Source organism: Frischella perrara, assembly GCF_000807275.1.
Lineage (GTDB): Bacteria > Pseudomonadota > Gammaproteobacteria > Enterobacterales > Orbaceae > Frischella > Frischella perrara.
The window spans coordinates 1,516,130-1,541,737 of record NZ_CP009056.1 but is presented as its reverse complement, the minus strand read 5'-3'; the positions used below and the strand labels follow the sequence as shown (position 1 = coordinate 1,541,737).

Genomic DNA, 25,608 nt, shown 5'->3' with positions numbered 1-25,608 from the left:
TTTTACCATGAATCAGCAAACGAAAAATGTTCATAAAACTATTTATAATAGCTTTAATTTATCTGAATTTGGTACGCCGATTGAGCGCGTTGAGAAAGCAATTGTCGCATTAAAAAATGGCAGTGGCGTACTCGTGTTAGACGATGAAGATCGTGAAAATGAAGGCGATGTGATTTGGGCAGCTGAAACAATCACTCCCGAACAGATGGCATTAACAATTCGTCATGGAAGTGGCATTGTTTGTTTATGTATGCCTAAAGCTTACTGTGATAAATTAGAATTACCTATGATGGTAGCAAATAATACCAGTAAAAACCATACCGCTTTTACCATTAGTATAGAAGCTGCCAAAGGTGTAACAACTGGGGTATCTGCAAGCGATAGGGTAACTACTGTTAAAGCCGCCGTAGCCGATAATGCCAAACCATCTGATCTAAATCATCCTGGACATGTATTTCCTTTGGTTGCTAAAGAGGGGGGAGTGCTAACACGTCGAGGACATACTGAAGCTTCAGTTGATTTAGTTACATTAGCAGGTTACAAACCAGCAGCTGTGATTTGTGAAATAACGAATGTTGATGGTTCCATGGCTAGAGCTCCGCAAGTTGTCGCATTTGCTAAGCAATTTAATTTGCCGGTAGTAACAATTGAAGATCTCGTTGAATACCGTCAACAATTTTGCTAACTTTTCATTTCAGCTAGAGTGAGCAATTAATCAATTGCTCACTATTTGACAATGTTATTGAACCAACTTTCTAAAATAATGACTGCAGAGCTGGCATCGACTCTACTTTTTTTCAAGGCTCGAAAACCACCATTAGCAAATAATTGAGATTTTGCTTCTACTGTTGAAAGGCGTTCATCTTGCAGTTGTACTTGAAAACCAAAACGACCATGTAGACGATTAGCAAATTTCCTAGCTCTTTGGGTAAGTTCTTGTTCAGTACCATCCATATTAAGTGGTAAACCGACTACTAAATAATCGGGTTTCCATTCTTTAAGAACTTTTTCAATTTCTTGCCAGTTAGGTTTACCATCTCGCGCTTTAAAAGCGCATAATGGTCTAGCCGTTTTAGTAATATCTTGACCTATCGCTGCACCGATGCTAGAGGTGCCAAAGTCAAATGCGATTACTGTAGACATAATTTATGCTTTCCCCATAAATGTAGATATGGTTTCAATATTAATACCGAGCGTTTGTGCTGCTTTTTGCCAGCGGTCTTCAATCGGGCAGTTAAAAATAATATCTGAATTAAGTTGAGTGACAAGCCAATCATTATTTACAATTTCATTTTCGAGTTGCATATTCCCCCAACTCGCATAGCCTAATGAAACAAATAGTTCTTTAGGCTGCATATTTGAGCCGATAGATTTTAATACATCTAATGAAGTAGTAATCATAATTTCATCAGAAACAGCAATACTTGAAGAAAATCCTGTTTGTGGAGTATGTAAAATAAAGCCTTGTTCTTCGGCAAGTGGTCCTCCATTAAAAACAGGTTGTTCTAGCTCGGCACATGCTTTAAATGGAGTAATATCCAATCGTGATAACACCGTTTGGATGGTTAATTCAACCAGTGGTTTGTTAATAATAATACCCATTGCACCATCACGATTATGCTCACAAATATAAACCACAGAGCGATGAAATAATGGATCGTTTAAAGTGGGCATTGCAATAACAAAATGATTTTTTAAATTCATGGTAGATAATCTTATGCTAAATCTTCATTAAAAAGGTCAACTAAATCATGCAAAAAACAAATGTCTTAATTATCAATTATAAAGCGCATTTACCTATTTTAACGGTATGATTTACAACACAGCTCATGGTTACCTCAGGTTCTAAGGTCTCTTCATTAATTGATTCACCAATAACTTCAAAACCTTGAGATTGGAAGAATGCTATTGCAGAAGAATTTTGTTTATAAACTATAACAGTCAGTTCGTTATGTAATTGTTTAGCTTTGGCAATGAGTGCTTTACCAATATTTTGGTGACGATAATGTTCATCAACAAATAAACCAGAAATATAGTTATCCATTAACCCAATAAATCCTCTAACACCATCAATATCTTGTACGAAAATCGTCGAAGCAGGCATCAGCATTTTTACAAATTCATAATTATTTTGGTAAAATTGTGGGTCAATAAAATGGTGAGCTTGTTGATTTCCAGAAAGCCATAATGACATTACTGAATCTAAATCTTTAGTTTGATATTCTCTAATCATTATCTATAACCTTATCGTTGAGCGTTAATGCGTGTTTCAATGGCATCCATTAGCATGCTAGTAATGGATAATGAAGGAATTTCAGCCTCAATTTCACGAACACATGTTGGACTTGTTACATTAATTTCTGTCAGCTTATCACCAATAATATCAAGTCCTACAAATAATAGTCCTTTTTCTTTAAGTACAGGACCGATAGCATTAGCAATAGCCCAATCTGTTTCAGAAAGCGGTCTTACTTCACCTCGTCCTCCTGCGGCTAGGTTACCACGTGTTTCACCATTTTGAGGGATTCGGGCTAAGCAATATGGTACAGGCTTACCGTCAACAACTAATACGCGTTTATCACCATTTTTGATAGCAGGGATAAAGGTTTGAGCCATGCAAAATTGGCTATTATTATGCGTTAACGTTTCAATTATTACCGATAAATTAGGGTCATCAGCTTTGACTCTAAAAATAGATGATCCACCCATGCCATCAAGTGGTTTTAAAATAATGTCTTGATGTTGTTGATGGAATTGCTTAATTAAAGCAGTTTGTCTTGTAACTAAAGTATGCGGAGTAAATTGTGCAAACCAAGCAGTATAAAGTTTTTCATTACAATCTCGTAAACTTTGTGGTTTATTGACCACTAGTGTGCCCGCTTGTTCGGCTCGTTCTAAAATGTAAGTAGCATATATAAATTCAGTATCGAATGGTGGATCTTTACGCATTAAAATCACATCAAGTTCACTTAAGGGTAAAGTTTGTTCTTCTCCAAAATCAAACCAATGCTCTTTATCGTTATATACAGTTAAACTGCGCGTTGTCGCGTATGCTTGACCCTGTTCTAAATAGAGATCATTTAACTCCATATAAAAAAGTTGATATCCACGTGCTTGTGCTTGTTCTAACATCGCAAAGCTTGTATCTTTTTTTAATTTAATGTTGCTAATTGGGTCCATTACTATGCCAAGCTTAATCATGACAACTCCTTTATGAATAAATGTCTGCAATTTTAATATGTTAGTTAGTATATACTTTTCTAATAAAGTAGGGGAAATAATTAACCAAGATCACCAAATTTTACTTGCAATGCTGTGATAGCGGTTAATGCAACAGTTTCAGTGCGAAGTACCCTTGGTCCTAATAATATTTCGGTAAATTGTTGATTAACCGTCATATTAATTTCATTTTCAGTTAATCCGCCTTCAGGTCCAATTAACAATGCTATTCGATGATTTTCTAGTTTTAAATGATTAATGCCATGTTTGGCTCGCGGATGAAGCGTTAATTTATTATAGCCTGCTAAATTTTTGCACCAAGTCTCCAATTTTTCAACAGGTTGAATTTGTGGAACGATATTACGACCGCATTGTTCGCAGGCTGACTCGGCAATACGTTGCCATTGTTGTACTTTTTTAACTAATCGAGCTTCATCAAGTTTGACGCCACAACGTTCTGATAGAAGGGGGGTGATTGTTGTTACCCCTAATTCAACGGATTTTTGGATAGTAAATTCCATTTTGTCACCGCGTGATAAAACCTGACCTAAATGAATATCAAGGGGAGATTCACGATTTTGCTCTATAGTTTGTAAAGTTTGTACAATAATGGATTTTTTATTGATTTGTTGGATTATCGCTGTTGTAATAGAATTACTACCATCGAAAAGTGTTATTGACTCGCCAATTTTCATTCTCAAGACTCTAACAATATGATTGTATGCATTTTCGTCAAGTTCAATTGAATGATTAGGCAAAATCTTGGTAGGTTGAAATATTCTCACCATAATTAGGACAACAATTAATAAGTAAATTAAAATAGATGTTTTAAATTATAGCGTAAATAATTAAAATTAGGGAATTTGTAGATGTTATAATTCCTATTTTATCTATTAAGTTTGTTGATTAATATTTTTTTTATTTTGCTAATCATAGGATAATAAAAGATGAATCGCGATCGTGTTTGTATTGAAGGATTAACCATTCTGACCACTATTGGTGTTTACGATTGGGAGAAAAGTATTAAGCAAAAGTTGGTCCTTGATATTGAAATCGCTTGGAACAATCAGCCCGCAGGGATGAGTGATAATGTTGAAGATTGCTTGGATTACGCTAAAGTTAGTCAATCAGTAATTGATTTTGTTGAAAACAATCAATTTGATTTAATAGAACGTGTGGCAGAATGTGTCGCGGAAATGATATTGCAAGATTATTCAGTACCTTGGATAAGAATAAAAGTTAGTAAGCCAACAGCGGTAGTTGCAGCTCGGAATGTTGCTATAATCATTGAAAGGACTAATGTTTAACGTATAAAAAAGATAAAATGACAAGGAATAATTAATGTTCTACAAAAATCCTTATTATGATGCCAGTAAAAAGCATCACACTATACGAGGTTTTCGAAATTTAGAACCTTTTGCAATTTCAAAGAAGGATTTTGTCAAATGGCGTAAGGAAAGAAAAATCCATCCCCCCAAAGCAGGATATGAAAAATTTATACAGGATTGGTTTCAGCCTGCAGATTTTACAGTTGCTCAAGAAGGTATTTGGTGGCTAGGACATGCTTCAAGTTTAATTAGAATTAACCAAAAAACGATTCTAATTGATCCTGTTTTTTCAGAATATGCTTCACCATTTAATTTTATTGGACCAAAGCGTCGAACACCTTGTCCAACATCTGTGGAGCAATTACCCAACATTGACTTCGTTGTTATTTCTCATAATCATTATGATCATTTGGATTATCCAACAATTAAACAGCTTATCAAGCGTTTCCCTGATATTACATTTTTTGTTCCATTGGGATTAAGGAAAAAGTTGTTAAAATGGGGCGCTAACCAAGTTACTGAGCTTGATTGGTGGGATTCCTTTACTATATCAGATATAAAATTAACAGCTGTTCCAGCACAACATTGGAGCAGAAGAGGCTTATTTGATACGAACCGTTCGCTTTGGTGCGGTTGGATGATTGAATATCCTCATTATACGATTTATTTTATGGGTGATAGCGGTTATGCAAATATCTTTAATTTAATTGGTCAACGTTTCCCAAATATTGATCTTGCACTTATACCAATTGGTTGCTATGCACCACAATGGTTTATGCATAAACAACATATAGATCCAAGACAATCGGTACAGATATTTAAGCAACTAAATTGCAAACGTGCCATTGCTATCCATTGGGGAGTGTTTGAACTAGCAGATGATGCGCTTGATGAACCACCCAAATTTCTACAGACTTTGACGGAACAGGAGCTTGAGCACAAACAGCTTTTTAGTTTGTTAAAAATTGGACAGCATACGACAATTTAGTAAGTCATAGATTTAATAAGAATTAAACTAAAAATCTAAAATCAGTTTTTCATTAAAAAAATAGGTTATTAAACTAAGTAGTTATTTCTTGCAAATTATATTATTCGGCTCAAAATAGTAATAACAATCTGATGTTATTCTATTATTTTTCTGAATTTGGATTGTAAACATTCGTAAAACATTAGTTTATCAATTATTAGATATATATTGTCAGAGTCATTTTAAGTTGTGATATGAAGGAATGGTTATGAATAAATTTGCTCTTGTTATAAGTGTATTTTGTGTGATATTAAGCTTGGCTAGTTGTGGAGGACGTACAGCGCCTGACCATCAAAGAAAGTGGTCTAAACCGGAACCGATATTAGAAGGCTGCGATGGTGTGATGCAGAACTCTAAACAGTGTCAAGATAATCCGAATAATCAACAAATGATGATTAAAATTGAAAATAAATAACTGAAAATTAAATTTATGAGCGCATGGTTAATTTATGCTCTGTTATCAGCAATAACTGCTGCTGCAGTAGCTATTTTAGGGAAAATAGGTTTACAGCAATTAGATGCTAATACTGCAACCGCTATACGTGCTGTAATTATGGCAGTTTTTTTGGTCGGTGTTGTCATTGTACAAGGTAAATTTCAATTGGTGCAAGCGATAGTCCAAGATAAAAAAGCAATCTTCGTTATTGCTTTGAGTGGAATAGCTGGAGCATTATCATGGTTATTTTACTTTATGGCAATTAAAGTAGGTAAAGTATCACAAGTTGCACCTATTGATAAACTTAGTGTCGTATTTGCCGTCGTATTTGCAGTTATATTATTTGGTGAGAAGATATCACTTTGGGCGGGAGTAGGTGTTGCTCTAATTGCAATTGGCGCAATTTTAGTCGCGTTAAATTAATAATCTCAGTTTTTATGCAAATGCTAATCTGCTTTAGTATTTTATTCTATTAATGTGATTTTAATTACTACTATTTTATTTATATAATTACATAGCAGTATTAAGCTGTTAATAGAGGCTTTATGTTTTATTTAGGGATTACCAACAAAAATATATTAAATATCGTTTATGACGTTTAGGTAGTTACCCTAAACGCCATGTTATAAATTATGATAATAGTTTGTTAAATGGTTCAACTATTACCCATTCACCAGCAAGTACATCCCCTCTATCTTTTTCTAACAAAATAAAACAATTAGCTCGATCAAAAGATGATGTAATATGAGAACCTTGTTGACCAGTAGAGGTTACAACTAATTCCCCATTTTTATTACTATATAAATAACCACGTTGGAAATCCAAACGCCCAGGTGTTTTGGTTAAATTACTTGTCGTTTTGACTTTAAAAGTGAGCGAATTTGGTGCTATTTTTTGACTAAACATTGTCAAAATAAGTGGCTGTACCAATTGATAAAAGGTTACTAAAGAGGAAACCGGATTGCCGGGAAGTCCGCAAAAGAGTGATTGCCCCAGACGTCCAAAAGCAAAAGGTTTACCCGGCTTAATTGCAATTTTCCAGAAATTAATATGACCTAGTTGTTCAAGAGCTTGTTTAACATAATCAGCATCTCCGACAGATACGCCACCGCTCGTAATAACTAAATCAGCTTCTTCACTAGCTTTTTGTAATGTTTGTTTAATGAGTGTTAAATCATCTTTGATAATGCCTAAATCGATTACTTCACAACCTAATGTTTTTAGCATTAAATGAAGTGTGAAACGATTACTATCATAAATATGATTATTAGACTTTAAATCTTCACCTATTGAAGTCAACTCATTACCAGTTGAAAAGAGGGCAACTTTTATGGGTTTATAGATCTTTACTTGTTCAATACCTAGCGTGGCAAGGGTTGCAAGTTTACCGATAGTCAGTCTTTCACCTTTAGTAAGAACTTTATCACCTTTATTAATATTTTCACCAATATATCGTATATTTTGCCCTTTTTTGATTTGCTGTTGATCAAATGTAATACAATTATTCTGTATAGTTACTTTTTCTTGCATAATAACGGCATAAGCATCTTGAGGCACATAAGCCCCAGTCATGATTCTCAAGCAACTACCTTTTGGCCAAGTAATTTCATCATTATCACCAGCAAAAATACTCCCGGCTATTGGTAAAGTTGAGAAATTTTCAATATCTTGTTGTCTAATTACATAACCGTCCATTGCGGAGTTATTAAAAGAAGGAATACTTAAAGGGGAATAAATGCTTTCTGCTAGATAACAATCAATAGACTCCATTAAAGAGACTGTTTTACATTGATCGTAATTAAATGCATTACCAGTAGTGAGAATTAATTCTTTCGCCTGCTGAAAAGTTAGTAGAGGAGATTTGTTCATATGCTTTTATTATTAATCGTTGTAATATGAATATAATATTAAATGCATTTATGATCAGTTGTAAAGAAGCTAATGTGGGTTGTATAAAGCTCTAATGATAAATTAGAGCTTAGAACTTTTAATACTTAAACATTAAATAAGAAATTCATAATATCGCCATCTTGAACAATATAGTCTTTCCCCTCAGAACGCATTTTCCCAGCTTCTTTGGCACCTTGTTCACCTTTGTATTTAATAAAATCATCAAAGGCAATGGTTTGTGCTCGGATAAAACCTTTTTCAAAATCAGTATGAATTTTACCAGCAGCTTGCGGTGCTGTTGAACCAACGGTAATTGTCCAAGCTCGAACTTCTTTTACACCAGCTGTAAAATAGGTTTGTAAATTTAATAGCTTATAACCGGCACGAATTACACGATTCAAGCCAGGCTCTTCAATACCTAAATCTTGCATAAACTCATCGCGTTCTTCATCATCAAGTTCAGCGATTTCTGCTTCAATCGCTGCGCAAACAGGAACAACAACTGCATTTTCCTTAGCCGCAAATTCATTCACCTTATCTAAATAAGGATTGTTTTGAAAACCATCTTCATTAACATTGGCAATGTACATAGTTGGTTTTAGAGTTAAAAAGCTAAGGTATTTAATAGCATCAATTTGTTCTTTATCTAAATCAAGGGTAATTAATTTATTCCCTTTTTCTAAATGTGGTAAACAAAGTTCTAAAACACTTTGTTCATATTTTGCATCTTTATCGCCACCTTTAGCTTTTTTCTGTACCCGTAAAATTGCTCGTTCACATGTATCTAAATCAGCCAGAGCTAATTCAGTATTAATTGTTTCGATGTCTTCAATTGGATCAATTTTACCTGCAACATGAATAATGTTATCGTTTTCAAAGCATCGTACTACGTGTCCAATTGCCTCTGTTTCACGGATATTAGATAGAAATTGATTACCTAATCCTTCACCTTTAGACGCACCTTTAACTAAACCTGCAATATCTACAAATTCCATAGTTGTAGGTAATGTTCGTTGTGGTTTAACAATTTCAGCCAATTGATCTAACCTATTGTCTGGCATTGGTACAACACCGGTATTTGGCTCAATGGTGCAAAATGGAAAGTTTGCAGCTTCTATACCTGCTTTTGTTAATGCATTAAATAAGGTTGACTTACCAACGTTTGGTAGCCCCACAATTCCACATTTAAATCCCATAATAAAACCTTTTCTAACCCTCAAAAATGGCAGGATTATATCTTATTTTCAGTATTAACGATATAGTGAAATTAATAATCACTACTAGGTCTTTTATTAAAGCTATGTTGAAATTAGAAGAAGAATCTTCCTAATTGATAATTTACAAATTTACATTTAATTCAGCAAAGCCTTCATTGTTTGGATTTCATGCGGATCAATGCCATAACGAAGAAACTCATCATTTTTATTATGACTCATAGTAACATTGTGATTTTGATATTGCATTGGTGATGGATAGGATAAACTCGCTGATGAATGAAATTCTGTTATACCAATCGCTTTAAAATTTTCAATATTGGATGAGCGAACGCCACATCCGGGCATGATTAATGTTGATTGTGTAAGCTTATGAAGCTGTTCAATCAATTTTATTCCTTTCGTTGCATCTTGTTGTTGCCCTGAAGTAAGTAAACGATTAACTCCTAATTCATTAAGTTGTTTAAGTGCTAGAATTGGGTCATGACATACATCAAAAGCACGATGAAAGGTAACAGATAATCCTTGAGCAGCATGCAGTAATTTCTCTATATTTTTAATATCAATATGTCCATTTGCCTGTAAGCAACCAAAAACTATACCAGAATAATTTAAATTCCTTACTAATTCAATGTCCATTAACATTGTATTAATTTCACATTGGCTATAAAGAAAATCACCACCACGCGGTCTTATTATTGGATGAATAGGTATAGGTAAATTTAATTGAGATAATTGCAATAAATCACCATAACTTGGTGTTAATCCTCCATCACTACGACCTGCGCAAAATTCAATACGATCGGCACCATTATTAAAAGCTAATATAACATCATCAATACTGTAGCAACAAATTTCTAGTTTCATAATCTTTAAACTTTTATTTATTTAGAGCAATTAATTATAACGCTTGTTGTTATATGTCACATAACTATAATAAGACAATACTTAATTATTTAGAGTCATTATGTCTAGTAAATTTATTTTTAATCGGAATTCAAGCATTATTTTTGCTGCATTTTTAATCAGTGCATTTATTATTGGGATTGCAGGTGCTTTACAATCACCGACTCTAAGTCGTTTCTTAACCGATGAGGTAAAAGTTAATCCCATTTTGGTTGGTATATTTTATTCTGTTAATGCTTTTGCAAGTATAATAGGGAGCTTTTTACTAGCAAGCTATTCAGATAAAAAAGGTGAGCGTCGTTACATTGTACTGTTTTGTTGTTTAATGGGAATAGGTAATAATCTTGTTTTTGCTTTAACGCGTAATTATCTGATTTTGATTTCGTTAGGCGTTTTCTTTGCCGCTTTAGCATCAGCTGCAATGCCACAGATTTTTGCTTTGGCGCGCGAATATGCCGAGAAAACAGGGCGTAATGTGGTTGTGTTTAATTCGTTAATCCGAGCACAATTATCATTAGCATGGGTAATAGGACCACCTTTGTCTTTCGCATTAGCCATTAATTATGGTTTTAATACTCTTTATTTTAGCGCTATCGGTATGTACTTTATAGCCATTTTTGTGGTGGCATTATTTTTGCCATCAGTAGCGCGTAATCAGGTAACGCCTCAAGTCATTGAATCTAAACTTATCAATCAAAATGATTCGATTCTTAAAAACAAAAATATCATTTTTTTATTTTTAGCTACAGTTTTTATGTGGACGGCTAATATAATGTATCTTATTGATATGCCGTTGTACGTTGATGAAGTGTTACATTTGTCAAAAAATTTGCCGGGAAAATTAATGGGTTTAGCAGCCGGTATTGAAATTCCAATTATGTTGATTGCTGGCTATTTAGTACCTAAATTTGGTAAACATAGGTTAATGATTTTTGCCATTCTTTGCGGTGTATTTTTTTACATTGGTATAATTTTTTGTCAAAGTCAGTTAGCATTATTTGGATTACAAATTTTAAATGGTCTATTTATAGGTATTGTGGCAAATATTGGTATCATTTATTTCCAAGATCTACTACCAACCCGTATGGGCGTTGCAACTACGCTTTTTAATAATGGCGTAACTTGTAGCGTTATTTTAGGGGGAATGATACAAGGTTTTGCGAGTGATTTATATGGGCATGAAATAATTTACTATATTGCTCTTGCTATGTTATTGATATCATTATTATTATGTATACAAGTCAGAACTGTTCGATAAAATTATTTTATAAGTGATGATTAAATAAAAGGGCATTAGCCCTTTTATTAAGATGATCAAATTATTTTAATTTATCTGCTGATTTCAAAATTGCCAACAATAATAACCAGTATTTTTCCACACTCTTTATATTAACTTTTTCATCAGGTGAATGAGGTGAAACAATCGTTGGTCCAATGGAAATCATATCCATATTAGGATAATGTTTGGTAAATAAGCCACACTCTAAACCCGCGTGGATAATCATAATTTTTGCTTTTTTTGAAAAAAGCTCATCGTATTTTTCTTCTGATAACTTAAGCAATTGTGAATTAAGATTAGGCGTCCAACCTGAATAGCCATCACTAATTTCATAATTAGCGTTAGTTAATTGACTATGTGAGATTAAAGTTGCGACTACAGCATCTTTTGCTGTATCAACTTGTGAACGAATTAAAAAATAAGCTGAAATTTGATTTTCTTTAATTTCAACAATACCTAAATTAAGAGATGTTTCTACTACTGTGGGCATATCATCACACATTCTTATTACACCATTAGGCGCACAATTTAGCCAGTTAAGGATTTTTTGTTGATGCTCGATAGTCAATACACGTTTTAATTTATCCTGTGAAATCTTAACTGAATCAAAATGAATATTTGGTTCGACTCTTTGTAACTCACTTTTTAATATGTCTTGATATTGTTTAATTATGGATTCAAACTTAGCCAAATCTTGGCTGTTTAAAGAAATTTCAGCAAATGCTTCACGTGGTATAGCGTTACGTAACGTACCTCCCGATAAATCTGCCAATCTAAATGGAATATCTTGAGCATATTCGACCAAAAAGCGTACTAATAATTTAATTGCATTACCTCTACCAAGGTGAATATCACAGCCAGAGTGTCCACCTTTCAATCCTTTTAACGATAAACGTAGAAAAGTATCATGTACTTCTGGAATTAATCCATAATTAATAGCAAAAGTTGATTTAAAATCAACGCCACCTGCACAACCTGTGAATATTTCGCCCTCATCTTCAGAATCAGTGTTTATGAGGTAATGGCTTTTTAACCAATTTGGTTGCAAACCGAAAGCGCCAACCATGCCAGTTTCTTCAGAAACTGTAATTAATACCTCAATTGGTCCGTGTTTAACTTCAGGGTCAATTAATACCGCCAATGCTGAAGCTAGTCCAATACCATTATCTGCACCTAATGTTGTGCCTTTAGCTTTAACCCATTCACCATCTATATAAGGTTTAATAGGATCTATTAAAAAATCATGTTGAGTATCTTCATTTTTTTGTGGAACCATATCCATATGTGCTTGAAGTGCAATTGACGGTAAATGTTCTAGTCCCTCAGTCGCACCTTTTCTTAATAAAATATTACCGACTTTATCCAAATGGCACTCAATATTGTGATTTTGAGCAAAATCAACTAAGTACTTTGTAATCATCTGTTCATGATGGGAAGGATGGGGAATTTGACAAATTTGGTTAAAAATAGTCCAGAGTGATTTCGGTTTTAAAGACGTCAACATAATAATCCTCAAATATTCTATTAATTAATAGTAGTTTTTATTCACTACTCACACTATAATAAAGTGCAATTTTACATCCATTTTGAGTGTATTGATATCGCAATTTAATTTGCGTGTGATTTATTTACTCAATTAATTTAGAAATTGCAGGTGTTTATGTCATTAAATCCAGTATCAACTGAACAAGCGCTTTTAGAAGAAGAAATTAAAGCAAAAAAACAAATCAAAGCTGATGAAATTGCCGAAAAGAAAAAGTATACCGTTACTTGGGAAATGGTACAAATGTTTGGACGGGAACTTTCAATGAAGTTATTACCAGCCTCTCAATGGAAAGGTATTATTGCGGTTAGTCGTGGTGGTTTGGTTCCAGCAGCAATTCTTGCTAGAGAATTAAGTATCCGTTATGTTGATACTGTTTGTATATCAAGCTACGATCATAATCAACAGCGTGAAAAACTTGTGCTAAAACGTGCAGAAGGCGATGGCGAAGGCTTTATTGTTGTTGATGATCTGGTTGATACCGGTAGCACAGCTCACTCAATTCGCGAAATGTATCCTAAAGCGAAATTTGTAACAATTTTTGCTAAGCCGGAAGGACGTCCATTAGTTGATGATTATGTTGTTGATATCCCACAAGATACATGGATCGAACAACCATGGGATATGGGCGTTACATTTGTTAAGCCTATATGTGACCAAAATTAAATCGACAAAATAGCACAGTAACTGTGCTATTTTTTATTAATAATATTAATAATTTACTTATAACTATTAACGACTATTAAAAATAGAGATGACAGAAAAGAATTTATCTGAACAATTGTTTAAACCAAAATTTGATTATCCAGAGACATCAACTTTGGTGACGCCCTCCGCTAATACGCGACATTTAACTAATTCACTTTTAGATAGTGAAGGGCAGAGTTATTGGTACAGAGCTATCAATCGTTTGTCATGGCAATGGCGCGGATTGCCATTTATGGAAACGGAAGATGTGTTATCACGAATCGCTATTTCTGATAAAAAACGATCTAATCCTAATTGGTTAGATACAGTTATCGGTTATCAGTCCGGTAATTGGATTTATGAATTCTGGTCGCAAGCAACTAAATGGCAAAAGCAAGCAGATAATGCAGAACAAGCAGATGTTGTTGAAGCTGATTCACAGCAACATCATTCAACGTGTTTTCAATCTTGGCTTATGGCAAGCAGTTTTATGGCTCTAGCCGGTTTTCCTTATTTTCGCAATGATGATTTAGCTAATCAGGCGGTATTATTGGCATATCGCTATTATCGTCAAGCGATGGAACATTCCCCTCACATTATCAAAGAACTAGATTTTCATATAGAAGATAAATGTGTAAAAACTATATTACATACACCGCTTAAACGTAATGATGAAATACGCGCATTTCCCACAGTAATACTATGTACAGGATTAAGTAATTTACAAATTGATTTCTATCGCTTATTTGAAGAACATTTAGCGCCTTTAGGGATAGGATTGCTTACCGTCGATATGCCTTCTATTGGCAATAGCAAATCGTTTAATTTAACACAAAATACTTCAATTATTCATCAAGCTATCATTGAACAAATTAAAACAATACCGCTAATTGATTATCAAAATATTATTTTGTTTGGCTATCGATTTGGCGCAAATATTGCGACTCGACTTGCATATTTAATGCCGTCTAAAATAAAAGGTATTATTAATATTGGACCAATTATCCATCAATTATTTACAGATCCGCAAATGCAGGTAAATCTGCCGACAATTTATCGTGATATGCTCGTCAATCGTTTAGGTATGAAGAGTTTTTCTGAACAACAACTGCGGGCCGAATTGAAGTTTTTTTCACTTAAAGAACAGCGATTATTAATTAAACCATGTAATGTCCCGATCCTTAATATTTATTATGAAGGGGATCCCCTAAATAATCTAACTGAAACGAAATTAATTACATCAACAAAGCCGATTAGTTTGTTTAAAATAAAATCATCTCGTTTAAAGCAGGATATAAAGTTAAGTTCAAACAATCTTACAAATTGGCTAAAGAATTTAGTTTCTTAATATTTCGATCTTAAACATTTAAGTAAGTGGCTTAATATGAAACCACAAATAATCGTTATAAAACTAGGCACCAGCGTATTAACGGGCGGTTCAAAAAAATTGGATGGCGCTAGGATTGTCGAACTTGTAAGACAATGTCATCAATTACATCAGCAAGGTCATAAAGTTATCATCGTCACTTCTGGGGCAATAGCCGCTGGTCGAGAAGCATTAAATTATCCGAAACTACCTGAAACAATCGCTACGAAACAACTGTTGGCCTCAGTCGGACAGGGTAAACTTATCCAACTTTGGGAGCAATTATTCTCTATTTATAATATTTCTATTGGACAAATGCTATTGACTCGCGCAGATCTAGAAGATCGCGAACGCTTTTTAAATGCACAAGACGTATTAAAAGCAATGCTTGATTATCAAATTGTACCCGTTATAAATGAAAATGATGCTGTTGCAACAGCTGAAATTAAAGTAGGGGATAATGATAACTTATCAGCATTGGCTGCAATTTTAGCTCAGGCCGATAAACTAATCTTATTAACGGATCAAGAGGGGTTATTTACATCTGATCCTAGAAAAGATCCTACAGCTAAATTAATAAGTGAAATTAAAACTATAGATAGCGAAGTAAAAGCTATTGCTGGAGGTAGTATTTCAGGATTGGGGACAGGCGGTATGACAACTAAACTCCAAGCGGCTGAAATCGCAGGTAAAGCCGGTATTGAAGTTATAATCGCTGCGGGTAGTCGCGTTAATGTGATCATTGATATAGCCAACAATATTAATGTTGGAACGCTAATTAAACCTAAAGAGTCGCGCTTAGAACATCGTAAGTATTGGCTATTTGGCGCTCCGCCTGCGGGGCAAATAATATTAGATAAAGGTGCTATTGATGCTATTTTATTGAAAGGTGGATCTGTGCTACCCAAAGGTATTATAAAAATAAACAATAATTTTTCACGAGGGGCAGTAGTAGATATTTGTCATCAAGATGGTTACAGTATAGCAAGAGGTGTAACACGCTATAATAGCGACGCCCTAAAACGTATTGCAGGGCATCATTCCCAAGAAATTATCAAGTTGATTGGTTATGAATATGGTGCTGTTGCTGTTCATCGAGATGATATGATTACTATATAATTTGTATTAATCATCTAATTTTAAAATAGTATTATCAATTTTTTAATAATTATAAATGAGGGCATATGAAAGACCTTAATGATGTTTGTGATGAACATTCTCAAAAAAATAATACATCAAAAACTACAATACCTGAAACAACATATTATGCTAGACGTTTATTGCTTGTCCTTTTAATTATAATTATTATTGGTTTAACGTTATCGATTTACACTTTATACTATATGAATTATGGAAAAGTTAATGTATTAGTAATGATCATTGCTATGCTTTCAGTTGCCATACAATTCAAAAGAAAATTTATCGTCATTAATGAAACATCTATAACCATTTATGGTGCTAAATGCGAAACCTATTTGTTCTCAAATTTGATTGATTTTTCGGTTAAGAAAAAATCACTCCTGATTAATTATCGTGCTAATGGCATTGATAATGAATTAATAAATAAAAAAACAATCAAACTTGATAGAATGTTGTCGAAAGATCGTAAGTCAATGTTAAAGCAATTACAAATGGCTTTAGATCAATTTAGACAATCTAAAGAATCAATATAGAGAGGGCTCTATTCATGGTGTTACAACAGTTAGGTATAGCTGCGAAGCAAGCCGCATTTGAACTCTCACAGTCAACATCTAAGCAAAAGGATTTCGCTTTAAATACCATAGCCGATTTATTAATTCTAAATAGCGATCAAATTCTTATTGCAAATCAAAAAGATGTTCAATTAGCTAAAGAAAGTGGCTTAAGTGATGCCATAATTGATCGGTTGTTATTAACAGAAGAAAGATTAAAGACAATAGCTAAAGATGTTCTTAATGTAATGGGATTAAAAGATCCTATTGGTGAGATGATTGATGGCTATACTTTAAAAAGTGGCTTACGATTACAACGAAAACGCGTTCCAATAGGTGTTATAGGGGTAATCTACGAAGCACGTCCAAATGTGACAATTGATATCGTTTCTTTATGTTTAAAAACCGGTAATGCAGTAATTTTACGTGGTGGTAAAGAAACAATTAATACAAATACAGTGTTGATAAAGATCATACAAGATGCATTAGGTAGAACGGATTTACCTGCTAACGCTGTGCAAACAATAACAAATCCAGATCGTAAATTTATTACTCAGCTTCTTAAACTTGATCGATATGTCGATATGATTATCCCAAGAGGTGGAGCAGCTCTGCATCAATTATGCCGTGAACAATCTACTATTCCTGTCATAACCGGTGGGATTGGTGTTTGTCATATTTATATAGATGAAACAGCCGATTTTATAAAAGCATTACCCATTATTGTCAATGCTAAAACACAACGTCCAAGTACATGTAATACTTTAGAAACATTATTAGTCCATCGAAACATAGCTAAACAGTTTTTACCTATGTTAAGCCAAATAATGGCTGAAAACGATGTAAAATTGCATGCGAATGAAGAAGCACGAGCGATTTTAGACATAAATGGCGCATTAGTTGAATTGGTTACTGATATTGAGTTAAGACAAGAATGGTTGTCGAAAGATCTTAACGTAATAATTGTTGACACTTTGACTGATGCTGTTGAACACATTCGTGAATATGGAAGTGGTCATTCAGAATCAATTTTAACTCGTAATTTAATAAATGCAGAAAAGTTTGTTAATTTAGTTGATGCTGCTGCGGTTTATGTCAATGCATCAACCCGCTTTACTGATGGAGCTCAGTTTGGATTAGGCGCTGAAGTTGCCGTCAGTACTCAAAAATTACATGCAAGAGGACCAATGGGTTTAGATGCTTTAACGACTTATAAATGGATAGGTTATGGGGATGATTTAATTCGCGAATAGATCTTATTGCCACTTGTTTAGTAACAGAAAGGCGACTTGGTCGCCTTTGTTTTATTTACTTAAAGGATTTAAAGTTGTTGCTCCATTACTAAAATTACGCATTAAAAGCGCATACTCAAGGTCAATATCGTTAGAAATAGGTAAATAAACCACATGACCATCACCTAATCCAGATTGTATAGGTTGACCTTTTTTATTTTGCATACTTTCAATAACAAATGTATGGTTCCCTTTAGGAGTCATAAGCTCAACGCTATCTCCCACGGAAAAACGGTTTTTTACTATTACTTCAGCCAATCCATTTAAACGTTGACCACTAAATTCACCGACAAATTGTTGTTTATCTGAAACGGAATGGCTATGTTCATAATTTTGCATATCTTCATGATGGTGTCGACGTAAAAAACCTTCAGTGTAGCCACGATGAGCTAAAGCATCTAATTCATTTAATAAACGAGGATCAAATGGTTTACCTTCTGCGGCTGCGTCAATTGCCTGTCGATATACTTGTGCTGTTCGGGCACAGTAGTAGAAAGACTTGGTTCGTCCTTCAATTTTTAGAGAATGCACCCCGATTTTGGTTAAATCTTCGACTAATTCTACCGCACGTAGATCCTTAGAATTCATGATATAAGTACCATGCTCATCTTCAAATGCTTGCATATATTCACCGGGACGACCTGATTCTTCTAGCATAAATATTTGATCTGTCGGTCCACCAATACCTAATGTCGGTTCAATTTTATTTATAACAATTGGCTCTTGTTTATGGACTATTTGTCCTGTTTCATCTTGCTTACCCTCAGATACGTTGTATTTCCAACGGCAGGCATTTGTACACGTTCCTTGGTTAGGATCACGCTTATTAATATAACCAGATAATAGACAACGGCCAGAATAGGCCATACAAAGTGCGCCATGAATGAACACTTCTAATTCCATTTCTGGTACCTTTTCACGTATTTCGGCAATTTCCTCTATTGATAATTCTCGAGACAAAACAACTCGTGTTAATCCCATTTGTTGCCAAAATTTGACTGTAGCCCAGTTTACTGCATTGGATTGAACAGATAAATGGATTTCCATATCTGGAAAATGTTCTCTTACTAACATTATTAATCCTGGATCTGACATGATAAATGCATCTGGTTTCATATCAACGATGGGTTTAAGATCGCGAATAAACGTTTTTAGTTTCGAATTATGTGGTGCGATATTAACTACCACATAGAATTTTTTACCTTGTTCGTGAGCTTCATTAATTCCGATAGATAAATTTTCATGGTTAAATTCATTATTACGTACACGTAAACTATAGCGTGGTTGACCAGCATAGACCGCATCTGCCCCGTAGGCAAAAGCATATCGCATATTTTTTAATGAGCCGGCTGGAGAAAGTAGCTCAGGTTTTACAAATAGAGTTTTCATTAAAAATGCCTCTGATTTCAAGTCAGTACTAAGATTAAATTCTTAGCCATTAAGCAAATAAATAAGGCGCAGATTTTACGCGTTGAGATAAATAATAGCAAATATAAATTCTATTAAAAATTGGATAATTATGACGTAATTTTGATATTTACACTCACTTGCAGATTTAGTTTGGAATATTTACTCATATGGAACTTTATTTTTGGGTTAATACATTCGATTTTTTGATGTTGGCAATAAATGATTTAATGATTTAATTTAGCAATTCATAAAAGCTATTTTCATTTCCTTTAATTAAAGTATAACTAGAGTGTGCTTTATACTTAATAATTACATTGGTTATCTATAAAATATAATTTTTAATTACTTTGAAATTAACACAAAATTATACGTGGTATGATAATTGATTTTTGGGAAGAAAAATGCTACATTATGTTATTAGTGATAATATACCTTTAGACCTAGCAGATTGCTAGGTTTTTTTATGTTCTGATATGTGAACATATCTATTAATTCATTTCACTTTATATATTGAAATACTTTAAAAAAAGTAGTTTCAAATTCAAAATATTTCCCCTTTATTCATTTAATCAAAAGTACTCATTACTCTTACAGTTATTATTTTTAAAAACGTAATAGAGTTCTTTTATTTTTTATTCAATTAAAAAGAGAGTTATTTTATGACTATTAAAAATCCTGACAATGTCAATTGGCTTGTTGTCATTGTTTTGTACGTTATTACTTTATTAGGCTCATTAGCAAGTTACAGTTACGAAATTTTAAATGGTAAACAGTTTTTATTATGGACACTTATAGCCCAAATATTTATTTCCATCTTTGCTGGAACTTTAGTGATATTTATCGCTAGTTATTTTAATTGGGAATTTGAATTTGCTGGAGGCGCTGCTGGCTTAGCTGGTTGGTCAGGCGCGAATCTAGTTAAAATTTTGGAAGATAAATTTCTTAAAAAATTAAAAGAAAAGGAGTAGTTTTACTATGATAATTAGTAATAAAGGACTCAACCTAATCAAAAAATTTGAATCATTAAGATTAAAAGCCTATCAATCACTTTCCGGGAATTGGGAAATTGGTTATAGACATACTAAAAATGTTACGCCTAATGATATGATCAGTGAGTTACAAGCCGATTGCTTTTTAATACAAGATTTATATCAGATTGAGCAATCGATTAACGACTCAGTCTGTGTTGACATTAATCAGAATCAATTTGATGCGCTTTGCTCCCTTATAATGGATATAGGTATTATGGTATTTAATAAATCAGCCTTATTAATTAAACTTAATAAAGCTGATTATTTAGGCGCATCAAAAGAGTTTAAAAAGTTTAATAAATCAGAGAATTTAGTTTTGGCTAAATTAATTCGTCGCAGGAAGATGGAAACAGAACTTTTCTGTTCTGATTTATAATCCATCATTAAATGCCAACTCTATATTATCCTCAATCTATTTATAAGACTTTCTAATTCATATTCTAAATAAATATCATTTTAACGATTTATTAAATCAGAATTAAATTAATATTACTAACTCATTAGGCAAATTATTAAGACTTAAATTCTGCATTGTATTTAATGAGTCTGCTAAATTTTAAAATACTTAGATTGTATTAAATGTAATGTAGATTTATCCCATGGATGGGAATAATATCTTTTTGGAAAGCTCTGATAAAGAACAGAATGAGTAAATAAAAAGGGTAGGGTATATAATAAAATATAGATTTAAATTGTAAAATTAACTAGACAAATATAATATTTATGGAGGCGCGTCCCGGAATCGAACCGAGGTCCACGGATTTGCAATCCGCTGCATAACCACTCTGCCAACGCGCCATTTATCTTATTATAACTTTAAACTATATTAGATAAATTGGAGCGGGAAACGAGGTTCGAACTCGCGACCTCAACCTTGGCAAGGTTGCGCTCTACCAACTGAGCTATTCCCGCATAGAGGTTACTTAAAAAAACTAAGTAAAATTGGTGCCCGGGGCGAGACTTGAACTCGCACGGCTAAAAAAGCCGAGGGATTTTAAATCCCTTGTGTCTACCGATTTCACCACCCGGGCTTAGAGGAAGTTATATTTGTATAACTGCCTTCTGAATGCTGAGCATTTTACCTTTTCTATCATTTCAGTCAATAGATATTTTAAATAAAAATCTCGATTGGTTAACCTTTAGATAGATTTAGGTTTAGATTTATCCTTTTGTATTAAAACATGGCAATTTTACAGAATAATTATTGCAATTATAGAGTGATAATAAGCAATAAATTATGTTTCTATATCTAAAAAAATTCAGTTTGATAAATTGGATTTTAATTAATATTAATTTGTTTCCAATCGTTCGGATGATTGTTGTAATAAATATTTATGAAAGAGTTAATATAGTAAAAATGATATTTTTGTTGATAATAGTCTTTTGCTCAAATTGTATTTAATAGGCAGTTATTAAGTGAACATTGTAATTTAGAATTAAAATAAAAGTCTTAACATTATGATAAGACTTTTATTTTTTAAATCATAGTTAGAATTTAATTTATTTAATATACTAGGGATTTTTATGTTGAAGTTAATGATAAGTATGTAGTGATAATATAGCTTAAGCCAATCGCTACACCATAAGGAATAGTAACCTTTGATTTAGTTATCATTTTCCATATTATAGCTATAACAGCAAGAGGCAAACCTAATAGCGTCATCATAATAAGAAAATTCCATACTTCTTCATAAGATAGTGATAACAAAAGTACAGTAATTAGTTTTATATCACCAGCGCCTATCAATTTAAATGTATACATAATTAAACCGATGATAAAGAATATTAGAGCGCTGATGTAATTTAGCTTGCCAAAACCAAGAAAAAAGTTAGTTAAAATAATAAAAAATAAAGCGATTATAATTGAATTAGCGATGATTCTATAACGAATATCCGTGTAGCATATTACAATTAAAATCGCCCATATTAAATATAAAATAAAGTTTTCGAATAGAAACATATTAAGTTAGATTACCTTCCTCGTCCTATTTTATAATCGCTACCATAAACTTCTCTCATCGCATCTGCTACCCAAATCAATTCTCGTCCAGGCCAAATTTCGTTATTACTATTATTAGGGTTAAATTTTATTAAATGTCCATATCCCACACCATAACCTTTAGATTCATCGGTCCAATAGATAAGGTGATGTTTACCACCATCTAATTTTGTTATTACATTTCCATTGAAATTGCGTCGTATTGGTTTAGATCCTAAAATATCTTTTTCACCGTTATTCCCATCATTTGGATCACTTTCGTCACCTTCAACCACTATATCCTCAACATTTTCAACTTCACCGCTTTTAGCATTTCCCCAAGTATATAATTTACCGTCATGAGTTAATGCTGTTGAACCACGCCAACGACAATATAATGTTTTAACATTATTTAGGATCAAAACAGGTTGAGCTGTTTTTGCTGAGCCGTTAAGTACATCGCCACCTTTTCCTAATGCAGCGACACGCCCCATACCGTAGACATTACCGTCATCAGTCAAATATTCAGTATAACCTTCGCCACCACAAATATAGTCAATTCTTTGTCCACTAGTGGTTATTCCTAATTGAACAGGTGTTACTTGATATACATGTCTGTCCGATTGAGGTATACCAAAAGAATCTTCCTGATCATCTCCCCAACCAAATACTTCTCCCACATCATTTATGGCATAGCCACCTTGGTATGCAGTACCAATCAACACAACTTTACGTCCATTAAAGTATTGTTGAGGGATTTGATGTAATTTGACGGGACTATTTCTATCCCCAGTAGCGCCTTCACCATAAGTGTTTTTACCCCAAGCATATACTTCTCCCGATTTAGTCAAAGCTATACCCGTATATTCACCAGCCCCAATTTGTATAACTTGTTTTCCTTCTATAATTCGACAAGGTGTGTCAACATAGCCCTTATCTTGACATACACCACCATCAGCATGAAAAGCAAAATTTTGCCCCCACCCCCAAACATCTCCTTTATCGTCTAAAGCAATGATGTGATAGGCACCGCCAGCAACATGATCTATCTTAATTCCATGTTTAGCAAAATATTCGACTCTAGCTGGTTTGGCTTTTTTACTAACGTTTTTTTTGCCATTACCTTGCTCAGCCCCACCTCTATAACCCCATACCCAAACATCGCCGTTTTCAATGGTTACAGCTGTGGTAATCATGTTAACACTACTAACTTCCCCATATGGAATCATGGGTTGTTTTGAAATTAATACGGCATCAGTCGATTTAATATGTTGTTTTGTTTGGGCTTCTATTGATCCTACAAAACCATTTAAAAGTACAAAAAAACATAGTATTTTAAATTTCATTTTATTCACCTTTATTATTTAGAAATAAAATTACCTGTTTCTGATTCTATTATATGCTTGGATATATCTAGTATTGATTCATAATCAGTCGCGACATGTAAATATTTTTTATCACGATTAACACAATCATACCAAGCTCCGAATTCTCTTTTATAATCTTGTTCACTAAATTGATCCATATTAGCAACAGATGGATCAAGTTTTATAAAGTGAATAGCTGCTGAGGCTGCTTTTTTTGCTATAAAGCCTTTGTCTTCATAATCTTGATTCATAAAACCATCTTTTATTGTTTTACAGACTTTTCTACGAATAAATTCATCGCGTAATCTATCTGCACCTGAATCGTCTTTGCCATCAGACATTAAAATAATCACTTTATGATTACCTTCGCCTTCCGATAAAACCGGAACGGATGTTAAAAAACCAGACATTGTATCTGTACCACCGCCAGGTGACCATTCATTACTTTTTATATATTTAAGTAATTTAGCGCCTTCTGTCAGTTTTACTAAGTGGGGTGAATTCTTGAAACTTGCGATATTTTCGGAGGTATTTTTATATAATTTAAAATAAGTTAGATCATTATCATTACCGACCATCACCTTATTACTATAGATTGGTGATAAGCACATAGCTGAAAATGGAGTATATTCTGCCATTGTAGGAATAATAGGGCGAGTAAATGTAATGGATTTTTTCTCATTACTGAATAATGCTTTTATTGTCCCATCAACATCAATTGTCATTGTATTTGCAAAAGAATAATGAGTATCATATTCTCTGTTATTATCGGTATACATGAAGTCATAGAGTTTAACAAGTAATGGATATTGTTCTTCAACTTTTTGAAGATTTTCTTGCTTCAAAGCATAATCGTCTCTTTCAATACCGCAACCATATTTATATTCACCATGTTGGGTAGATGGAACAGAATGCCTTTTTATACATAAATTATTATTTACTAAGTCAAAGTCAGAGTTAAAACCTTTTGAGGGACCGATGACTCTTCTATAATATTCATAGTTATTTCTATCAATATAATAAAAAATACTATTTGCATGTTCAGCAAAATAATCAAAAGCCAAATAGTCAGTTATTATACCAGCCTCTTTTAAACTAACCCATTCACTAAATTGTACATATTTATTCGCCCAGAAATCATAATCAACCGTATTGTAAGGTGGTTTAAGTTTAAAAGGTATAGAACATGAATAAGAATCACCTCCAGCGAGATTTTTCTTACCGTTTTCAATTGGTACACCAATATCATAAGGTACTAAAGCAAATTTATAACCTATTTTATCAGAATACGATTCTACTAACTCGCTAATTGCTTTACGCATATAATCAAGTCGACGTTGATTACCTTGTCCAGATGAGTATGAATTACAATTGGAATCATTATAGGAACAAGTTACGGAACCGGAAAAATCAGTAACAAAAGCAACATCTATCGTATCGGTATTAAGGAAAGTTTTTCGGGTATTACCATAAGTATCAATATTATTAGCTATAGTTATTGGAGAGCTAGTTAAATTTCCATTTTCCATTTTTATTAATGATTCAACATCATGAGTATAGTAAACATAATATTCTTTTTCACTCTCATTATAATTAATGCTAATTGAGGACTTATCATCTATGTTATCAGTAATTTTTTTAGTCAAATAATAATTAATATAGTTTAAAGTAATTTCTTGATTACGAGCTTTAGCTTCCTGAGTTAAATTTTTATTATTTAACGCAACTAAAGCTAGTGCGGCTTCATTAGTCGCTTCAGAAAGTGCAGTTTTACTTTTAAAAGTATAAGCGTAATTAACTCCCATACCTAGACAAAGAAAGATTGTTGGCAACATGACGGCAAAAGGAATAAGGATACTACCTGTTGTGTTGGCTAAAAAGTCAAAATTAAAATATTTAGATTTTTTGAATATTGTTTTATTTTTCTTCATGATGACCTTCTCA

At 33.2% G+C, this 25,608-nt stretch carries 26 protein-coding genes and 3 tRNA genes; 13 read left to right on the top strand and 16 right to left on the bottom strand.

The window, feature by feature from the left end:
• Positions 1-7 precede the first annotated feature (7 nt).
• Positions 8-685: a 3,4-dihydroxy-2-butanone-4-phosphate synthase gene (gene ribB, locus FPB0191_RS06760; RefSeq protein WP_052236840.1), complete on the top strand. Its 678-nt coding sequence runs from the start codon at positions 8-10 to the stop codon at positions 683-685.
• 41 nt (positions 686-726) lie between these two features.
• On the opposite strand, the gene ruvX is transcribed toward ribB, so the two are convergent.
• From ruvX to rsmE, 5 genes are all read right to left on the bottom strand, one after another.
• A complete protein-coding gene (gene ruvX, locus FPB0191_RS06755) occupies positions 727-1,143 on the bottom strand; it encodes a Holliday junction resolvase RuvX (RefSeq protein WP_039104901.1) in 417 nt (138 codons plus the stop codon).
• 3 nt (positions 1,144-1,146) lie between these two features.
• Positions 1,147-1,704, bottom strand: a complete 558-nt coding sequence (locus tag FPB0191_RS06750) for a YqgE/AlgH family protein (RefSeq protein WP_039104900.1) — start codon at positions 1,702-1,704, stop codon at positions 1,147-1,149.
• Between the two features lie 76 nt (positions 1,705-1,780).
• Complete coding sequence (locus FPB0191_RS06745; protein WP_052236839.1) at positions 1,781-2,233, bottom strand: GNAT family N-acetyltransferase; 453 nt, start codon at positions 2,231-2,233, stop codon at positions 1,781-1,783.
• Positions 2,234-2,244: 11 nt separating this feature from the next.
• On the bottom strand, positions 2,245-3,201 hold the full coding sequence (gshB, locus tag FPB0191_RS06740; protein WP_039104899.1) for a glutathione synthase: 957 nt from the start codon (positions 3,199-3,201) through the stop codon (positions 2,245-2,247).
• 80 nt (positions 3,202-3,281) lie between these two features.
• The gene (gene rsmE, locus FPB0191_RS06735) at positions 3,282-4,007 is read right to left on the bottom strand and encodes a 16S rRNA (uracil(1498)-N(3))-methyltransferase (RefSeq protein WP_039104898.1); all 726 of its coding nucleotides are present in this window, start codon (positions 4,005-4,007) and stop codon (positions 3,282-3,284) included.
• Positions 4,008-4,166: 159 nt separating this feature from the next.
• Between rsmE and folB the strand changes: the two genes are divergently transcribed.
• The 4 genes from folB (at position 4,167) to FPB0191_RS06715 (ending at position 6,433) form a co-directional block, all read left to right on the top strand.
• Positions 4,167-4,526: a dihydroneopterin aldolase gene (folB, locus tag FPB0191_RS06730; RefSeq protein WP_039104897.1), complete on the top strand. Its 360-nt coding sequence runs from the start codon at positions 4,167-4,169 to the stop codon at positions 4,524-4,526.
• A gap of 34 nt (positions 4,527-4,560) precedes the next feature.
• Positions 4,561-5,535 (top strand): MBL fold metallo-hydrolase, encoded by a 975-nt coding sequence (locus FPB0191_RS06725; protein WP_039104896.1) that lies wholly within the window; start codon positions 4,561-4,563, stop codon positions 5,533-5,535.
• Positions 5,536-5,782: 247 nt separating this feature from the next.
• On the top strand, positions 5,783-5,989 hold the full coding sequence (locus FPB0191_RS06720; RefSeq protein WP_039104895.1) for a hypothetical protein: 207 nt from the start codon (positions 5,783-5,785) through the stop codon (positions 5,987-5,989).
• 15 nt (positions 5,990-6,004) lie between these two features.
• Entirely contained in the window at positions 6,005-6,433 is a 429-nt protein-coding gene (locus tag FPB0191_RS06715) for an EamA family transporter (RefSeq protein WP_039104894.1), read from the top strand.
• Positions 6,434-6,640: 207 nt separating this feature from the next.
• Here the strand turns inward: FPB0191_RS06715 and moeA are convergent, their stop codons facing one another.
• From moeA to cutC, 3 genes are all read right to left on the bottom strand, one after another.
• Entirely contained in the window at positions 6,641-7,879 is a 1,239-nt protein-coding gene (gene moeA / locus FPB0191_RS06710) for a molybdopterin molybdotransferase MoeA (protein WP_039104893.1), read from the bottom strand.
• Between the two features lie 125 nt (positions 7,880-8,004).
• Positions 8,005-9,096, bottom strand: a complete 1,092-nt coding sequence (gene ychF / locus FPB0191_RS06705) for a redox-regulated ATPase YchF (RefSeq protein WP_039104892.1) — start codon at positions 9,094-9,096, stop codon at positions 8,005-8,007.
• A gap of 156 nt (positions 9,097-9,252) precedes the next feature.
• Positions 9,253-9,981, bottom strand: a complete 729-nt coding sequence (gene cutC / locus FPB0191_RS06700; protein WP_052236838.1) for a copper homeostasis protein CutC — start codon at positions 9,979-9,981, stop codon at positions 9,253-9,255.
• A 100-nt stretch (positions 9,982-10,081) separates the two neighbouring features.
• On the opposite strand from cutC, the gene FPB0191_RS06695 reads away from it, so the two are divergent.
• On the top strand, positions 10,082-11,278 hold the full coding sequence (locus FPB0191_RS06695) for a sugar efflux transporter (RefSeq protein WP_039104890.1): 1,197 nt from the start codon (positions 10,082-10,084) through the stop codon (positions 11,276-11,278).
• A gap of 61 nt (positions 11,279-11,339) precedes the next feature.
• On the opposite strand, the gene FPB0191_RS06690 is transcribed toward FPB0191_RS06695, so the two are convergent.
• On the bottom strand, positions 11,340-12,803 hold the full coding sequence (locus FPB0191_RS06690) for an aminoacyl-histidine dipeptidase (RefSeq protein ID WP_039104889.1): 1,464 nt from the start codon (positions 12,801-12,803) through the stop codon (positions 11,340-11,342).
• A gap of 156 nt (positions 12,804-12,959) precedes the next feature.
• Between FPB0191_RS06690 and gpt the strand changes: the two genes are divergently transcribed.
• The 5 genes from gpt to proA all read left to right on the top strand — a co-directional run bounded on the left by gpt (position 12,960) and on the right by proA (position 17,839).
• The gene (gpt, locus tag FPB0191_RS06685; RefSeq protein ID WP_082018265.1) at positions 12,960-13,508 is read left to right on the top strand and encodes a xanthine phosphoribosyltransferase; all 549 of its coding nucleotides are present in this window, start codon (positions 12,960-12,962) and stop codon (positions 13,506-13,508) included.
• An 88-nt stretch (positions 13,509-13,596) separates the two neighbouring features.
• Positions 13,597-14,877 carry an alpha/beta fold hydrolase gene (locus tag FPB0191_RS06680; protein WP_039104887.1) on the top strand — a complete coding sequence of 427 codons (1,281 nt, stop codon included), beginning with the start codon at positions 13,597-13,599 and terminating at the stop codon, positions 14,875-14,877.
• A gap of 36 nt (positions 14,878-14,913) precedes the next feature.
• The gene (gene proB, locus FPB0191_RS06675; protein WP_039104886.1) at positions 14,914-16,014 is read left to right on the top strand and encodes a glutamate 5-kinase; all 1,101 of its coding nucleotides are present in this window, start codon (positions 14,914-14,916) and stop codon (positions 16,012-16,014) included.
• 65 nt (positions 16,015-16,079) lie between these two features.
• Entirely contained in the window at positions 16,080-16,568 is a 489-nt protein-coding gene (locus FPB0191_RS06670; protein ID WP_039104884.1) for a hypothetical protein, read from the top strand.
• A gap of 17 nt (positions 16,569-16,585) precedes the next feature.
• Positions 16,586-17,839, top strand: coding sequence for a glutamate-5-semialdehyde dehydrogenase (gene proA, locus FPB0191_RS06665; protein WP_039106807.1), 1,254 nt, complete (start codon positions 16,586-16,588; stop codon positions 17,837-17,839).
• Positions 17,840-17,890: 51 nt separating this feature from the next.
• Here proA and trhP read toward each other — a convergent pair whose 3' ends face one another.
• Complete coding sequence (gene trhP / locus FPB0191_RS06660; RefSeq protein ID WP_039104882.1) at positions 17,891-19,267, bottom strand: prephenate-dependent tRNA uridine(34) hydroxylase TrhP; 1,377 nt, start codon at positions 19,265-19,267, stop codon at positions 17,891-17,893.
• 680 nt (positions 19,268-19,947) lie between these two features.
• On the opposite strand from trhP, the gene FPB0191_RS06655 reads away from it, so the two are divergent.
• Entirely contained in the window at positions 19,948-20,256 is a 309-nt protein-coding gene (locus FPB0191_RS06655) for a phage holin family protein (RefSeq protein WP_039104881.1), read from the top strand.
• 7 nt (positions 20,257-20,263) lie between these two features.
• Entirely contained in the window at positions 20,264-20,695 is a 432-nt protein-coding gene (locus tag FPB0191_RS06650; protein WP_039104879.1) for a lysozyme, read from the top strand.
• Between the two features lie 348 nt (positions 20,696-21,043).
• Here FPB0191_RS06650 and FPB0191_RS06645 read toward each other — a convergent pair.
• The 6 genes from FPB0191_RS06645 to FPB0191_RS06620 form a co-directional block, all read right to left on the bottom strand.
• Positions 21,044-21,117: transfer RNA gene (locus FPB0191_RS06645), tRNA-Cys, on the bottom strand.
• Between the two features lie 38 nt (positions 21,118-21,155).
• Positions 21,156-21,231, bottom strand: a tRNA-Gly gene (locus FPB0191_RS06640).
• A gap of 31 nt (positions 21,232-21,262) precedes the next feature.
• Positions 21,263-21,350 (bottom strand) — tRNA-Leu (locus FPB0191_RS06635).
• A gap of 491 nt (positions 21,351-21,841) precedes the next feature.
• The gene (locus FPB0191_RS06630) at positions 21,842-22,279 is read right to left on the bottom strand and encodes an A24 family peptidase (protein WP_039104877.1); all 438 of its coding nucleotides are present in this window, start codon (positions 22,277-22,279) and stop codon (positions 21,842-21,844) included.
• A gap of 11 nt (positions 22,280-22,290) precedes the next feature.
• Positions 22,291-23,643 (bottom strand): RCC1 domain-containing protein, encoded by a 1,353-nt coding sequence (locus tag FPB0191_RS06625; RefSeq protein ID WP_039104875.1) that lies wholly within the window; start codon positions 23,641-23,643, stop codon positions 22,291-22,293.
• Between the two features lie 14 nt (positions 23,644-23,657).
• Entirely contained in the window at positions 23,658-25,595 is a 1,938-nt protein-coding gene (locus tag FPB0191_RS06620; protein WP_039104874.1) for a TadE/TadG family type IV pilus assembly protein, read from the bottom strand.
• Positions 25,596-25,608 lie beyond the last annotated feature (13 nt).